This is a genomic window from Leptospira inadai serovar Lyme str. 10, assembly GCF_000243675.2.
In the GTDB taxonomy this organism is placed as follows: Bacteria; Spirochaetota; Leptospiria; order Leptospirales; family Leptospiraceae; genus Leptospira_B; species Leptospira_B inadai.
Genome location: NZ_AHMM02000025.1, coordinates 854,326 through 869,718, shown reverse-complemented (window position 1 = coordinate 869,718; position 15,393 = coordinate 854,326). Strand labels below are relative to the sequence as shown.

Here is a 15,393-nt window from a genome sequence, read left to right as displayed (position 1 = left end):
TACCGAAAAGGATCGGACTTAAAATCAGATGGCAAATTCATTAAAGAAAATAGAATTTGCTTATGGGAACGATTCGTTACTTGCAAGGGAAGGATGGATTTTAGTTTAGCAACGGGTCCTTGGTGTGCTCGACGAAATATTTATACAAACCGCCTTTGCTTCGTAAAGCTTCCTGCCAGGTAGTTTCCGGGTCGGCAGTGAAAATCCATTCAGGCTTAGGTTCATGAACCACCCAGGATTTACGCTCCATTTCCCCCTCTAACTGGCCGGCACCCCAACCTGAATATCCTTGGTAAACGTTAAAGCGAGTCTTCGTGGGAGATTCAAGGAGTTCGACCAGAGCTTCGAAACTTCTAGCCAAATAAACTCCGGGAATGACTTCCACCCCAGGTTGTTTCAATTTCGGATTATCGTGGAGAATGGAAACAAAAGTCGGATCTACAGGACCGCCCGAATATAGCGGGAGAGTTCCGTCGACGCTTTCCGGTATCCCCTGAATCACGTCGTTTAGCGATACTTCCATCTTTTTATTCAGGACCAAACCGAACGCGCCCGCTTGGTCCTGTTCCACCATCAAAATAACGGTGCGGTTAAAATAATCCGTTACGATGGACGAATTCGATATCAGGACTTTGCCGCCTAAGTTATTTTCCATAATCTACTTTTAATTATTATGAATTTCTTTCAAGATTCGGTAGGCGATTTCTAAAGTTTGTATGTCGGACTGACCATATACGATAGGCTCGGTTTCTTTTCGGATACATTTCACAAAATGTTCCTGCTCTTGTTTGAGCGGATTGTCTTTGTGAACGAATATCTTTTCGACGATGGATTCCTGACGATATTTTATCTCGCCGGTTCTTAATAGAATATCCGACGTAGCTTGGCGATGAAGTTCGATTTCCTGGTCGGAGAAATCCAAAGTAATATATACGTCCTGTTGGGTGACGTTTAACGTTCGAATCTTGGATTGAGTGCAACGACTTGCGGAAATATTCGCGATCGTTCCGTTTTCAAAATGCAGGATCACCGCCGCAATATCTTCATGTTCGGAAACTACTTTCGACCCGACCGCGCTGAGATGTTTTACGGGCGATTTTACTAGATTCAAAACGATGTCGATATCGTGTATCATCATATCCAATACTACCCCCACATCCTTAATACGAGGATTAAAAGGCGCCAATCTTCTGGACTCGACCAAAAGAGGATCAGTCGCAATTTTTCCGAGTTCCAATACGGCCCCGTTAAATCGTTCGACGTGACCTACTAAAAGTACGAGGTCGTTCTTTGTGGATAATTCGACGAGTTCTTTGGCTTGTTCCAACGTTTCGGCGATCGGCTTTTCGACAAGAACATGCTTTCCCGCTAGTAAAGCCTTCTTTGCGATCTCGTGGTGTAGGAAGGTTGGAACCGCCACAATGACGGATTCCACATTCTTAATCAAATCATCTAACGACGAAAAGGCCGAGGTTTTATGCTTTTCGGCCATTTGCTTGGCTCGTTCGGTATCCGCATCGTAGATTCCTACAAGCACGGCGTCGCCCAAGGTCTTAGCCACATTAACATGGTATTGGCCCATATGACCGGTGCCGATGACACCGATTTTGACTCTATCGGTCATGAATTTTCCTTTTCCTAGGTGTTCTATTTATTTATTGGAGAAGATCTTGCCTTTCGATCCCGGAAGTCCTTCACCCGACTCCCTCGCAAATTCTTCGATGAGTTCCCGTTGGCGTCTCGTTAGCTTTTTAGGGATTTCAATTCTAACGATTACGTGTTGATCGCCTTTACCGTAGCCGCCTAAGTAAGGAATTCCGTGGCCTTTCAACCTGAATACCTGGCCTGACTCGGTCCCTTCGGGAATCTTCATTTTAACCTTCTTTCCGTCGATGGTAGGAACTTCGATATCCCCGCCCAAGATCGCCTGGGTCAGACTGATTTTTTTATTAAGAATTAAATCGTTGGCTTGGCGTTCGAACAATTCGTGTTTCTTAATATGCGTAACTACGTACAAATCGCCGTGGGGTCCGCCGCTCGGACCGGCCTCACCTTCTCCCGATACCTTCAAACGACTTCCCGATTCGATACCGGGGGGAATTTTGATATTGATTGTGCGTCGCTTTTCCACCAGACCTTGTCCGTGACAGGTCTTACATGGATTGGAAATGATCGTGCCCTTACCGCGACAAGTACCGCAGGTGGTCGCGACGGAAAAGAAACCTTGGGATCTTCGAATCTGCCCCGATCCGCCGCAATCCGGACAAGTGGAAGGAGTGCTTCCTTTATTTGCGCCGGAACCGCCACAATCGGTGCAGGTTTCCAAACGAGGAATTTCGATCTTGTATTCGCGACCCAAGGCAGCGTCTTCTAGAGAAACCTCTAGATTATACCGAAGATCGGACCCTCGTTGAGGGCCGCCTCTTCGCGATCCGCCGCCACCTGGTCGACCACCGCCGAAGAAGTCGCCAAAGATATCCCCAAAATCTCCGAAGATATCGGAAAAGTCGGTGTAAGCCCCCGCCCCAAAACCCGGTCCTCCGGCACCCACACCCGCCTTACCATACTGATCGTAGGCCTGGCGTTTTTTCGGGTCCCGAAGAACTTCGTAAGCTTCGGTGGCTTCCTTGAACTTTTCCTCGGAAGCCTTATCACCCTTGTTTTTATCAGGGTGATATTTAATGGCTAGCTTCCGATACGCGGCTTTAATCTCGTCATCGGTTGCGCCCTGGGATACGCCTAGTATCTCATAGTAACTTCTTTCACTCATCGGCTATTTACTTTTTCTCATCGTCTACCACGGTATAGTCCGCGTCCACGACCTTTTCCCCGTTCTCTTGAGTTTTCTCACCGGCCTGCGAACCGTTTTGTGCGTTCGGTTCGGCGCCTTCTGCAGGTCCGCCTTGCGCATAAATTTTGGAACCGACTTCCGAAGCAATTTTGGATACGGAATCCTTGGCAGCATTGATTCTAGCTATGTCGCCGGATTCGATCGCTTCTCTTGCTCGTTTTACTTCGTCGGTAGCTAATTGCTTTTCGCTAGCTCCTAGTTTATCGCCTGCATCCGCGACCGCTTTTTCAAGCGAGTATGCAAGCGTATCAAGTTCGTTCTTCGCTTCGACCAATTCGCGAGCAGCCTTATCCGCAGCAGCGTGCGCTTCGGCATCTTTCACCATTTTGGAAATCTCGTCTTCGGATAAGCCCGTAGAGGACTCGATGCGAATCTTTTGTTCTTTTCCGGTTCCAAGATCTTTGGCCGATACGTGAACGATACCGTTCGCGTCGATATCGAACGTGACTTCGATTTGAGGAACTCCACGGGGAGCGGGTGCGATCCCGATCAAATCGAATCTTCCCAAAGTACGGTTATCCTTTGCCATCTCTCTTTCGCCTTGCAGGACGTGAATCGAGACCGCATTTTGATTATCCGCTGCAGTCGAGAATACTTGCGATTTCTTGGTAGGAATCGTCGTATTTCGCTCGATCAGCTTGGTCATGACGCCGCCCAAGGTTTCAATTCCTAAAGAAAGAGGGGTTACATCCAAGAGGAGAACGTCGGAAACTTCTCCGGCTAAAACACCGCCTTGGATTGCGGCGCCGATCGCCACGACTTCGTCCGGGTTAACGGAACGATTCGGTTCTTTTCCGAAGATCGCCTTCACCAATTCTTGCACGGCGGGAATCCTAGTGGACCCTCCGACCAAAATCACTTCGTCGATATCGCTCGCTTTTAAGCCTGCATCACGAAGAGCATTCTCACAAGGAATCTTAGTCCTGTCCACTAGCGATCGAGTCAACTGATCGAACTTAGCACGAGTCAAATTCATGTCCAAGTGCTTAGGACCGGTTGCATCTGCCGTAATGAACGGCAAATTGATCTGAGTCGACATCGTTCCCGATAATTCGATCTTCGCTTTCTCTGCGGCTTCTTTTAGACGTTGAACCGTATTCTTGTCTTGAGAGATATCGATTCCGTATTGTTTCTTAAACTCATCGATCATCCATTCCATGATGATCATATCGAAATCGTCTCCGCCTAAGTGAGTGTCTCCGTTGGTGGATTTAACTTCGAATACGCCGTCGCCCAATTCCAGAATAGAAACGTCGAAGGTTCCTCCTCCGAGATCGTAGACCGCAATCTTTGCGTTACTTTTCTTCTTGTCGAACCCGTACGCTAAAGCTGCTGCAGTGGGTTCGTTAATGATACGTTCCACTTCCAACCCGGCGATTCTTCCCGCGTCTTTAGTTGCCTGACGTTGCTCGTCGTTAAAATAAGCCGGTACGGTGATGACGGCTTTCGTTACTTTATGCCCCAGATAGTCTTCGGCGGTTTGCTTCATTTTTTGCAGAACGCGGGCGGAGATTTCCTGGGGAGTAAATTCGCCGGTCGCGGTTTCGAATTTGACACCGTCGTTTCCGCTACGAATGACTTTGTAGGAAACGTGTTTCATCTCCTGCTCGGCTTCGTTGAATCTGCGACCTATGAAGCGCTTTGCCGAACGAACCGTGTTTACCGCGTTCGTGATGGCTTGGTTCTTCGCAAACTGGCCGACAAGAGTTTCCCCCTTGGCAGTAAAAGCGACGATGGATGGAGTAGTTCTCGCTCCTTCCGAATTTTGTATAACTACCGGATCTCCACCTTCCATGACGGCTACGCATGAGTTTGTGGTCCCTAAATCGATTCCGATTATCTTTTCCTTTGACATGATGGTATCTCCTTACTTGTCCCTATAAATTTCGTTTAAGCTCTGGGTTTTCCGATCCGGACCCTTGCAGGCCTGAGTGAAAACTTTTCCTCGTTATCTTTCAGAAAGAAGCCGGCCTGATAAACTTCGATCACCGTTTCTTCCTTATACTGATCCCCTTCTTCGGAAGACAAAGCTTCCATCATTGTGGGATCGAAGGCTTCGCCTTGGGGAAAAAAGCGATATACATTTGATTTTTCTAATACTGAGTAAAATTCCTTCAGGATCATTCCGACCCCGTCCACAAACGGCTTTAGCTCGTCGGTAACGGTGGTGGTAGAGCCGACTCGATCCAAATTGTCGATCGGATTCAAAAAACCCGCGACCATTGACCGCACGGCTTCGCGTTTAATATTAGAAAATTCTTGCGCAGTCCTTCTCTTATAATTTTGAAATTCCGCTCTTTCCCGAGCCCATGAATCCTTAAGCGATTCTATTTCTTTTTTGGCGGCTTCCAATTCTTTTTGAAAAGAATCTTGGGTCGTTTCCGCCTCCGCTTTTACGGCTTCTTCCTGATTAGCGGAGTTTTCTTCCACCGAACCCGCCAGGGTTTCTTCCTGATTCATTTCCTTCCCCATATCCTTATACAGTTTCGTTTCGCGCTTTTTCGGACCCCGGTTCCGCGAGTCCGGGACGGCGTGAGATACACGGAATTTCTCGTTCCTTAGTTTCCACGTCGATACTCCTAATTATTTACTAATTCTAGTTACCATTTCAGAGACTAACTTGGACGTGAAGTCCACAAGCGGGAGGGCCCGATTATAATCCATTCTCTGAGGTCCTATAATTCCCATAGAACCGATCCTTTTTTCTCCCATCCGATAGCTCGAAGTGATAATGCTTACGCCGCCCATCAGACCATCCCCGTCCTTACCGATGACGGTGTAGACTCCGTCATGATCGGAATATTCGCCGAACATTTCCCGCAAGAATCGTTTATCATCCAAAAGAGAAAGAACCTGGTTGAGTTTTTCCTCTTGGTCCCTGAACCTTCCATAAAGATTTTTTAAACCGTCTATATAAACGCTTACTTCCGAATTATCCGGAGTCATAGCGGCGGAAAGAACTCCGGATACTCTTGAAAAATCCTCGGGGCCGTCTTTTCGTTTCAAAAGATTCGGAATGACCGATTCCTGGATCTCGAACATATCGTAGCCTTTCGCGTTATCATTCAGATATTTCGAGATCTGATACAATTCTTCCTGACTATAATTCCGATCTAAGAAAACGTTCCGATTGACCACCGCCCCGGAACGCATAACCATGATCATTAATACTTCATCGCCGTGAACATGGATCAATTCCACATGCTTTAGAGTATCTAAACTCTTTGCCGGTCCTAACACAATCCCCGCCGAATTGGATAGGCTGGCCAAAACGCTCGCGGTAGCCCTGAGTATTTGGTCCAGTTTGAACTGCATTTTCAGGTATTCCTCCTGAATTCGCTGCTTCTCTTTGATCGTTAGCTCGTACAAAACGACCAAAGAATCCACGTAAAAACGATATCCCCTCTCGGTAGGAATTCTTCCTCCGGAAGTATGCCTGGAGGCTAAATAGCCCATATCTTCCAGTTCCTTTAAAACCGATCGGATCGAAGCCGGCGACAGGCCTATATCATGTTTATCGAATAAGGTTTTGGAACCGACCGGACGGTTTTCGACGATAAACTCGTCCACAGTCGCCTTAAGAATCATCCTATGTCTCTGCGAGAGTTCCATGTCTTGTTCTCTTTAGCACTCTGTTCATTAGAGTGCTAAACCTTGATTCAAGTTTCCAAGAAACGTCAAAAAAAGTCAAGATTTTTGGATTAAAGAGGCGCCCTAGATTGAATCAGGAAGCCGGAGAACTTTTTACCTAAAAATTAACGCAAAAACCTCTGCTTAAAAGCGGAAAAAAGACATAATCCTTACAAATCGAGTCCCGAGAGAATCTAGTCGGTCGAATGCCGATACTCTTTCTAGAGTCGAGGTGCATGCAGGACCCACCGGTTCAAGGCGGATTCCTTTGATTCAAACTAACTTCGTAAAATAATATAGGTGCCGCTGTTCACCGACGTTTCCATTTTATCTTCTCGTGAGAAATGCTCGGGAAGAATAGGATATCGTCTTAAATAAAAGAACGACGGCAATAAGAGGTAGGGCATGCTCTCGAAACTCAGATTCTACTATTTCATTTCATATTCCATTTTCAGTGCGATTCTGCTAACGACAGTTCTTTTCGGCTTATGCGTGTTAGGCGCCTTGGCAAAAGAAAATGTTATGACTTCGATCATACTCTCGGTAGGGTCGTTAGTGGTTCTCTCGGTCGCTATGGGGATCTTTTCCGGTACTTGGCTGGCCGGCACTTTCTTCGAACTCCAGAATGCGTTCAAGGATGTGAGCAAAGGAAACTTAAGTGTGAGGATCTCCACGAATTCCAGAGACTTACTCTTTGAGCTTTTTGAAAGCTTCCACAAAATGCTGAACGGACAAGCGGAACTCATACATCGGATTCGAACCTCGGCTTTAGAATTGGCTTCCAGTTCTAAGGAAATGAAAACCGTAATCATTGATTTCGGATCGAATATTCAATCGCAATCCGCAGCGACCGAGCAAGTTTCCGCTTCCATCGAAGAAATTTCGGGTGCTGCTTCGTCGATATCCGGTATCTCCGGCGAGAATTCCGAAAGTATGGGAAGTTTAATCGTTGAGGTCGAAAAGCTTTCCTCCGCTCTGGAGAAAACACGAGGCGATGTGGGAGGGATCCTAACTTCGTTTAAAGAAATTTCCCGTCGAGCCGAGCTGGGAAGGAATTCCCTTCAATATATGAACGTCGCGATGGATAATTTAGCGACTAGCTCCAAAGAAATTTCGAAAACCGTCAGTACGATCGCGGATATAAGCGAACAAATTAATATGCTCTCGCTAAATGCGGCAATCGAAGCGGCAAGAGCGGGAGATGCAGGTCGCGGGTTTGCGGTAGTCGCCGACGAGGTTTCCAAATTAGCCGATAGAACCGCCAGGAGTATTCGGGGAATCAGCGAGCTGGTTAAGAAAAATCGAAACGATATGCAGCAGGGAATGGAAAGAATCGGAGAGACGGCCCGGGAAATTCAGGAGATCGTCGGCACGATCGATCGGATCTCAAAGCAAATGGAGGAGGTATTCCATGCTGTGACCGCGCAGCAACAACTTCGGAACGCGGTTTTGAAGGAAGCCGATTTCGTGCGAGGTAGCTCGGAAGAAATTCGAAACGCCGTTTTGGAGCATAATGAAGCTACGAGCGAAGTCGTACTTTCGATCTCTTCGATCGGAAATCTCGCGGTGAACAACTCGGAAAGCAGCGACGTACTCGCGCAAAAAATCACCGATATCGCAAGCACCTCCATTCGATTGAGTACGATGGTCGAACTATTTAAGATCCCCGAATTTCAAGAATCGCATCAAAATTCGGATACTCGGATGGAGGATCGTAAGCTTGAGTTGCAATTCAGGTCCGAAATCGGAAGCGTCTATTATGCTAAGAATCTAGGATTATTGGACATCGTGTGGACTCCTCAGTATAGCGATGAAAAGTATAAGGAGATATTATCCGCCGCTTTAGATGCGGTCAGAAAGCATCGTATTTCCAGATGGATGGCCGATACGAGACGAATCGGAATCGTATCGGCGGAAGGGCAACGATGGGTAAACGAGATCTGGCTTCCGGAAGCGAACCAATCCACTTTACGCAAAATAGCGCTCGTCATTCCCGAATCGTCCCTCGCAGCCATTTCCATAGACAATAAATCGATAAAATCCGGAAACATTCAGATGTACAATGCCGGCAGTCGCGAAGAAGGAATCGATTGGCTTCTGAAAAATTAGATCGATCGTTTGGATGCCTTATCATTCTTTGAATGATAACTAACATTTAATGATAAACGAGATTAGGATAAATGCAACAGTTTGAAAATGTAACGGTTCTTAAGAAAGCAAACGTATATTTTAACGGACAGGTCACCAGTCGTACTCTCCTCTTTCCCAACGGAGAAAAGAAGACTCTTGGAATACTCATGCCCGGGGACTACGAGTTCGGAACCGAGGCTAGCGAAATTATGGAAATAACCGAGGGCGATTTGCAGGTATTACTTCCCGGAAACGAAAATTGGCAGGAAATCAAAAGCGGACAGTCCTTCCAGGTTCCGGCCAAATCTAAATTTAAAGTAAAAGTAAAAATCGTCTGCGATTACTGCTGTTCCTATTTATAGAATAAGGCACTCGTAATTTCCAATTCGGTTAACACACCGCAAGTTTAGCGAATCGTAAATTCTTGTATAGGATCATGTTGACAAAAAAAAGGCTCTATCGTATAGATAGTGCCGAGTCTGCCTAATCCGAATTCATTCGGAGCGGAGGAACCAAAATTCGGGGCTAACCGTCCTAGCACGGGGGATATCTCTCAATCCCAGCCCGTCAGCTAACTTCGCAGGCATGGAGAGAAGACGATCGGGAGGGTTCTCCTCCGGACTTCTTCCCGCTCAAACTATCTTTGGCCGAATCATGAATCGAAACCTTCAGTTTCGCATATGATTTTATCCGAAGAAAATTTAAATATCGGAGGATTGCCGGATGAATCGGAAAGCGGTTCGAAGCGTGCTAGTGTATGCTTTCTTTTTAATCGTCTTCGGATTAGGGATTTTCGTTTCTCTCGATCTCGGAAAATCGCTGGAAACTTATGTAACTCCATCGGTCAACGGGGGAACCGAAAGACTGGTTCCGCCTCTTGAAATTCTGTCGGAACTAGGAAAGAATCTAAAGCAACCGGTGGCGATGCTGATTTTGCAGTTACTTGTCATCTTGGGAACGGCAAGAGTTTTAGGATCCCTATTGGCCTTTTTAGGCCAACCTTCCGTTATCGGTGAAATCATCGCCGGGATTCTTTTGGGACCCTCGTTTCTCGGAACGTTTTGGCCGGAAGCAAGCGGCTTTCTATTTCCGAAAGAATCCCTAAAGATTATACAAGCTTTGAGCAATGTGGGACTTCTTCTCTTTCTTTTCCTAATCGGGATGGAGTTGAATTTAAGTATATTAGGAAAAAAGGCTCACGACGCCGTCGTGGTCAGCCATGCGAGTATATTATTCCCGTTTTTCCTAGGAACCGCTTACTCCCTGACATTGTACGGAGATTTGGCTCCCAAAGGGATCTCCTTTTTGGTCTTCGGATTGTTCATGGGAATCGCCATGAGCATAACCGCTTTTCCGGTCTTGGCTAGAATCGTCCAAGAGAGGGGACTTACAAAAACTCCTTTAGGAACTTTAGTCATTACTTGTGCAGCGGCGGACGACATCACGGCTTGGTGTATTTTAGCGGGAGTAGTCGCGATCGCGCAGGCCGGAACGTTTGCTGGAGGCATCATTACGTTGGGATTGGCGGTAATTTACGTTATCATAATGATCTTTATCGTCCGCCCCTTAATGAGAAAAATTTCCTCGATCTATCCGAGTAAGGAAGCATTGCGACGTCCTGTCACCGCATTCGTATTTATGATTTGGCTTCTTTCGGCGTATGCGACGGAGGCTATCGGGATCCACGCTCTGTTCGGCGCATTTCTTGCCGGAGTGATTATGCCTCCGCAGCAAGAATTCAGGCGAATGCTTTCCGAGAAGATCGAAGACATAAGCTTACTTTTATTGCTTCCCTTATTCTTCGTTTCAACCGGGCTAAAAACGCAAATAGGATTGTTAAATAGCGGAAATCTTTGGTGGATCTGTTTCGGAGTTATCGGCATCGCGATTGCGGGCAAGTTTTTGGGTAGCACTGTCGCAGCCAGGCTAGTCGGACAAAACTGGAAAGATAGTCTGGCCATCGGCGCTCTAATGAATACGAGAGGATTAATGGAATTGGTCGTGCTGAACATCGGATACGATTTAGGCATTTTATCCAAGGAAATCTTCGCGATGATGGTCCTGATGGCGTTAGTCACCACTTTTATGACGGGTCCTATATTAGATATACTTGATCTTAAATTCTTTTCCAGGGTTGCCGAACCGCCTACCGCTAAGAGAAAGATTCTGCTTTCGTTTGCAGCGCCGAGTTCGGGAGTTCGATTGCTGGAATTGGTATCTTATTTATTTCCCGAGGCCAAGAAGAAAAATCCGGACACGGAGATCACCGCGTTGCACGTCACATCCAGCGGGGATTTGACTCCGATCGAAGCCGAAACGATAGAAAAGGAAGTTTTTTCCTCTCTGGAAGAAAAAGGCCGCGAACTCGGATGGAGCTTCAAAAGAATCTATAAAAATACTTCGCTCGTAGCCAAAGAAATCCTGAACCAAACTAGGCAGGTTCGACCGAATCTACTTTTGATAGGAAGAGCTCATTCCATATTCTCCAAAAAAGATACCGTAGGTCGAGTTCGGTTTATCGTCGAAAATTCCCAGTTTCCCGTGGGAATACTGATAGATCGCGGATTTAAGGGTGCTCGCAAACTCCTCTTCCTCTTTTCCGGAAATCGCGATGCTTTTTTGCGGGAATATTTCGAGTTTTTCTCGAATCTTTCCGGAAAAGAGAGCACAATCTTATGGACCGACGGCTTGGCTCCCAAATGGGCGACTAGCCTGCCTAAGAAGAGTTCGCGACATCGGGTGAGATTACTTCAAAAACCGGAGTCCGAACTTACGCAGGAAGATTGGAATCCTTACGATTTGATCCTAGCGAGTTGGGATTATTATAGGGAAATAGAATCTACGGAATTGGCATCTCGGCTTCCGAGTATCTTGATTCTCACTAGTTAGAGAGGGAAAAATGAAAGTTTTAGTGTCGTTCGCAAACCCGAAAATGGGAGCAAAACTGTTCGGGCTTGCAAGAGCTCTCTTTTCCCAAGCCGACGATTCACTTTCCATAATAGCTCTTCACGTGGTTTCGGTGGAATCCGAAACCGAAGGATTCCCTAGATTGGAGGAAGACGAGATTTTCAAAGCGGTCAGGGAAGAAGCCGCAGGTTGCGATTTCCAATTTGAGACCGTCGGCTTTCCGTCGAATTGGGTCGTACCCGGAATCGTTGAAATTGCAAAAAGTAAGGAGATCGACTTACTCCTGTTAGGTGCAGCTCGTTCCTTGTTTTCGGAAGGTTTGCTAGGAGGAAAAGTCGGCGATGTTTTACGAAAACTCTCGTCGATCGACATAGCGGTATTAGCCGATAACGGTCTTCATTCACCGATCGAACCGGTCGTCCTAGCTCCCGGATTGGAATCGGCCGCAATCTTTCCTTTATTAAGAGGTCTTTCCTCCTTTTTGAAAAATCCGATCCCGGTATTTTCCGGTTCTAGGCAGGAGGACTTCGGCCTTCACGGCTCTCATTCGTTTCGTCCTTGGTTACCTTTTTCTCTTGCTCCCGACACTAAAAAGAATCTCGCAATCCTGGATTACGAAACGTATAAATCCTTTCATTCGATCTTGTTGGCTAAAAAGGATCTCTCCTATTTGATTTTACGAAGAAGTTTCTGATCGATGCGAACGAAATTTAATTCGGAATATCTTAACGGATAATCGATCCGAGCAAGCTAGAATCATCGACCGGTCTTAGAAATCTAAAACAGGGAATCCAATTTCAAAGCATAACTCGCGGCAATCCCGAGAAGGACAATCGCCCAAGAAGGAACATTGCGAAAAACAAGTAGTGCAAAAAGTGCGACCGCAACGACAAAATCCGAAGGGGAATGAATGGCGGAAGTCCAGAGAGGGTTGTATAAAGCGGCGAGCAGAATTCCGACGACTGCGGAATTAATTCCGGCCAAAATCCCTTGCATCTTCGTATTTTTACGAATCGTATTCCAAAAAGGTAAAAAACCTAGAATCAACAAAAACGCCGGAAGAAAAATAGCCGCCGTCGCGATAAGCGCGCCTCTAACGCCGTCTATGGTGGCGCCCAAATAGCTGGCAAACGTAAATAACGGTCCTGGAACCGCTTGCGCTGCGCCATAGCCCGCTAGAAACGTCTGTTCGGAAACCAGGCCGCTTGGAACTAATTCCTTTTCCAAAAGAGGAAGAACCACGTGACCTCCCCCGAAGACCAGGGAACCGGACCGATAAAAACTGTCAGCGAGAGAAACCCAAGGGCTCGACGTCAAATGTCGAAGTAACGGAAAAAGGAATAATAAGCAAACAAAACCGACGAGACATAGAATGGCTAAAGATCTCTTCACATTCACTGGAACTGTCTGGACAACTTCCGCCTTAGATTCGGTAAAAAGAAACCTTCCCAGGAATCCTGCCGCGAGAATAAGAACGATTTGGCTAAGAGCAGTCTGCCAAAAAGATAAGACGACGGCAGCAGACAAAGCGATCAAAATGTGATTCCAAGACGTGATCAGTTTTTTCCACATTAAAAAAATCGCCTGGGCCACGACTGAAACGGCAACGACCTTCAAACCGTGAATCCAAATCGCATTTTCGAAATCATAATGTACTAAAAGAAAGGCAAAACAAGTAAGAGCAATTGCGGAAGGCGCCGTAAAACCCAACCAAGCGGCGATGCCACCTCCGATGCCGGCGCGAATCGTCCCGATTGCAATACCCAATTGGCTGCTCGCCGGACCGGGAAGAAATTGGCAGAGCGCGACAAGATCCGTATACGATTTCTCATCCAGCCATTTTTTTACGGCGACATATTCGCGATGAAAATACCCGATATGAGCGATCGGACCACCAAACGAGGTTAGGCCCAATTTCAAGGAAACGAGGAAAATATCAAAAATTTTGCGGAGATCGCCGTCTCGATTATTAACCGACATACTTTCTTAAATTCAGACTCGAAACTAACTGACCACCCTTTTCCGATTCCATTTTTTACAATTTACCAAATTTCCTCCGTTCAGACTCGAAAGCAAAACGCGCGTTGCAACCGTTCAAAAGAGCTGTCAAAGCATTCATTATGCCTGCCGGAGAAAAAATGAAAGTACTACCTTTTTTTAAAAAATTCTTGTCAAAAAAGGAAACTAGGATTTACAAATATCCTTTTTCAGGATATTTGTAAATTGATGAATCTGGACACTTCCCCAAAGAAAAACGTATGTTCCGGAATTTTAATTCCATTGATTTTCAGCCTACTGGGTATTGCAGGCTGTAAAAAACATAATGGTCAGGCTTGGTTGTTTTTGGGACTTTTATCGTCTTCTTCCATGCCGATTCAGGATGCATTCGTACTTTCTCAACAAGCCTATTTAAAAGCTCCGAATACATCCAATAACGATCAATTCGGATACTCGGTTTCGATCGACAAGGATACGATCGTGGTTGGAGCTCCTTTCGAGGACAGCAATACGACTACGATCATTCAAGATTCTAGCCTAAGTTCCACTAATGATAACGGAGTTGACACCGGAGCGGTTTATGTATTTGCACGTTCCGGTCCCAAATGGACTCACCAAGCCTATTTAAAAGCGCCCAATGCATCCAACTCGGATAATTTTGGAACGTCCGTTGCGATCGACGGCGATACTGTCGTAGTAGGATCGAGCGGAGAAGATAGCAATACGACGGTGATCATTAACGGGTCGAATCTAAGCTCTACAAACGATAGCGGAAATAATACCGGCGCTGCCTATATTTTCGTAAGAATCGGAACAACCTGGACACACCAAGCCTATCTAAAAGCGCCTAATGCGTCCAACGCCGATCAGTTCGGATCCGCCGTTGCAATTAACGGAGATACTGTCGTAGTAGGATCGAGTGGAGAAGATAGTAATACGACAACGATCATTAACGGGTCGAATCTAAGCTCTACAAACGATAGCGGAAACAACGTAGGAGCAGCCTATGTTTACATAAGAAGCGGATCGAATTGGACTCACCAAGCCTATCTAAAAGCACCCAATGGATTTAACTTGGATTCATTCGGGAACTCCGTTACGATTGATGGAAACACGATTGCAATCGGCGCAAAAATGGAAAGCAGCACCACAACTTCAATCATTTCGGGAGCCGATTTATCTGCAACCAACCGAAATGGAAGCGGAAACGGCGCGGTTTACGTATTTGTCAGATCCGGAACAACCTGGACTCACCAAGCGTATCTAAAAGCATCTAACGCGTCAAATTCGGATTCATTCGGAAGTTCCGTCGCAATCAAAGGAAATACCGTAGTAGTAGGCTCGCCGTCTGAATCTAGCGATACAAACTCGATCATCCACGGACCCAATCTCGGCGCCACAAACAATGCAGGCTCGAATAACGGCGCGGTTTATGTATTCGAGAGAGTCGGAACGATTTGGAAACAGGATGCATATTTGAAAGCACCGAATTCATCGAATCAGCAAACCTTCGGAACTTCGGTAGGAATATTCGGAAATCTCATCGTTGCCGGAGCCCCGGGAGAAACGAGTACGACTAATACCATCATTCATGGAAGCGATTTGAATTCCACGAATCGAGAAGGATTCTTCAACGGTGCGGTCTACGTATTCGAACGATCCGGAACTCAATGGTCCCACCGAGATTATCTAAAACCCTCCAATAATGCCAACGGGATCTTCTTCGGGGGCGCTACGGCAATTTCCGGAAATACGATCGTAACGGGAGCGTTAGCCGAAGGAAGCAACAGTAACTGGATAATTAACGACTCCGATTTAAGCTCCGCGAATAAAAACGGAAGCAGTAACGGAGCCGCCTACGTATTCGGTTTATAATT

At 46.3% G+C, this 15,393-nt stretch carries 12 protein-coding genes and 1 riboswitch; of the genes, 5 read left to right on the top strand and 7 right to left on the bottom strand.

Annotated elements, in window-relative coordinates; genetic code table 11:
- Nucleotides 1–100: 100 nt before the first annotated feature.
- The 6 genes from LEP1GSC047_RS19830 to hrcA form a co-directional block, all read right to left on the bottom strand.
- Nucleotides 101–655 (bottom strand): YqgE/AlgH family protein, encoded by a 555-nt coding sequence (locus LEP1GSC047_RS19830; RefSeq protein WP_010415632.1) that lies wholly within the window; start codon nucleotides 653–655, stop codon nucleotides 101–103.
- Between the two features lie 9 nt (nucleotides 656–664).
- On the bottom strand, nucleotides 665–1,624 hold the full coding sequence (locus LEP1GSC047_RS19825) for a Gfo/Idh/MocA family protein (RefSeq protein ID WP_010415634.1): 960 nt from the start codon (nucleotides 1,622–1,624) through the stop codon (nucleotides 665–667).
- A gap of 27 nt (nucleotides 1,625–1,651) precedes the next feature.
- A complete protein-coding gene (dnaJ, locus tag LEP1GSC047_RS19820; protein WP_010415636.1) occupies nucleotides 1,652–2,770 on the bottom strand; it encodes a molecular chaperone DnaJ in 1,119 nt (372 codons plus the stop codon).
- Between the two features lie 7 nt (nucleotides 2,771–2,777).
- Nucleotides 2,778–4,706: a molecular chaperone DnaK gene (gene dnaK / locus LEP1GSC047_RS19815; RefSeq protein ID WP_010415638.1), complete on the bottom strand. Its 1,929-nt coding sequence runs from the start codon at nucleotides 4,704–4,706 to the stop codon at nucleotides 2,778–2,780.
- Nucleotides 4,707–4,741: 35 nt separating this feature from the next.
- Nucleotides 4,742–5,323, bottom strand: a complete 582-nt coding sequence (gene grpE / locus LEP1GSC047_RS19810; RefSeq protein ID WP_010415640.1) for a nucleotide exchange factor GrpE — start codon at nucleotides 5,321–5,323, stop codon at nucleotides 4,742–4,744.
- Nucleotides 5,324–5,434: 111 nt separating this feature from the next.
- Entirely contained in the window at nucleotides 5,435–6,463 is a 1,029-nt protein-coding gene (gene hrcA, locus LEP1GSC047_RS19805) for a heat-inducible transcriptional repressor HrcA (RefSeq protein ID WP_020989080.1), read from the bottom strand.
- A gap of 423 nt (nucleotides 6,464–6,886) precedes the next feature.
- On the opposite strand from hrcA, the gene LEP1GSC047_RS19800 reads away from it, so the two are divergent.
- From LEP1GSC047_RS19800 to LEP1GSC047_RS19785, 4 genes are all read left to right on the top strand, one after another.
- Nucleotides 6,887–8,590: a methyl-accepting chemotaxis protein gene (locus LEP1GSC047_RS19800; protein ID WP_010415644.1), complete on the top strand. Its 1,704-nt coding sequence runs from the start codon at nucleotides 6,887–6,889 to the stop codon at nucleotides 8,588–8,590.
- A 71-nt stretch (nucleotides 8,591–8,661) separates the two neighbouring features.
- Nucleotides 8,662–8,973, top strand: a complete 312-nt coding sequence (gene ppnP / locus LEP1GSC047_RS19795) for a pyrimidine/purine nucleoside phosphorylase (RefSeq protein WP_010415646.1) — start codon at nucleotides 8,662–8,664, stop codon at nucleotides 8,971–8,973.
- A 108-nt stretch (nucleotides 8,974–9,081) separates the two neighbouring features.
- Nucleotides 9,082–9,211, top strand: a riboswitch (cyclic di-AMP (ydaO/yuaA leader).
- Nucleotides 9,212–9,334: 123 nt separating this feature from the next.
- On the top strand, nucleotides 9,335–11,500 hold the full coding sequence (locus LEP1GSC047_RS19790; protein ID WP_010415650.1) for a cation:proton antiporter: 2,166 nt from the start codon (nucleotides 9,335–9,337) through the stop codon (nucleotides 11,498–11,500).
- A 10-nt stretch (nucleotides 11,501–11,510) separates the two neighbouring features.
- Nucleotides 11,511–12,212, top strand: coding sequence for a universal stress protein (locus tag LEP1GSC047_RS19785; protein ID WP_010415652.1), 702 nt, complete (start codon nucleotides 11,511–11,513; stop codon nucleotides 12,210–12,212).
- 83 nt (nucleotides 12,213–12,295) lie between these two features.
- Here LEP1GSC047_RS19785 and LEP1GSC047_RS19780 read toward each other — a convergent pair whose 3' ends face one another.
- Nucleotides 12,296–13,498: a chromate transporter gene (locus LEP1GSC047_RS19780; protein ID WP_010415654.1), complete on the bottom strand. Its 1,203-nt coding sequence runs from the start codon at nucleotides 13,496–13,498 to the stop codon at nucleotides 12,296–12,298.
- Nucleotides 13,499–13,744: 246 nt separating this feature from the next.
- On the opposite strand from LEP1GSC047_RS19780, the gene LEP1GSC047_RS19775 reads away from it, so the two are divergent.
- Nucleotides 13,745–15,391, top strand: a complete 1,647-nt coding sequence (locus tag LEP1GSC047_RS19775) for an FG-GAP repeat protein (RefSeq protein WP_020989126.1) — start codon at nucleotides 13,745–13,747, stop codon at nucleotides 15,389–15,391.
- Nucleotides 15,392–15,393: the final 2 nt, after the last annotated feature.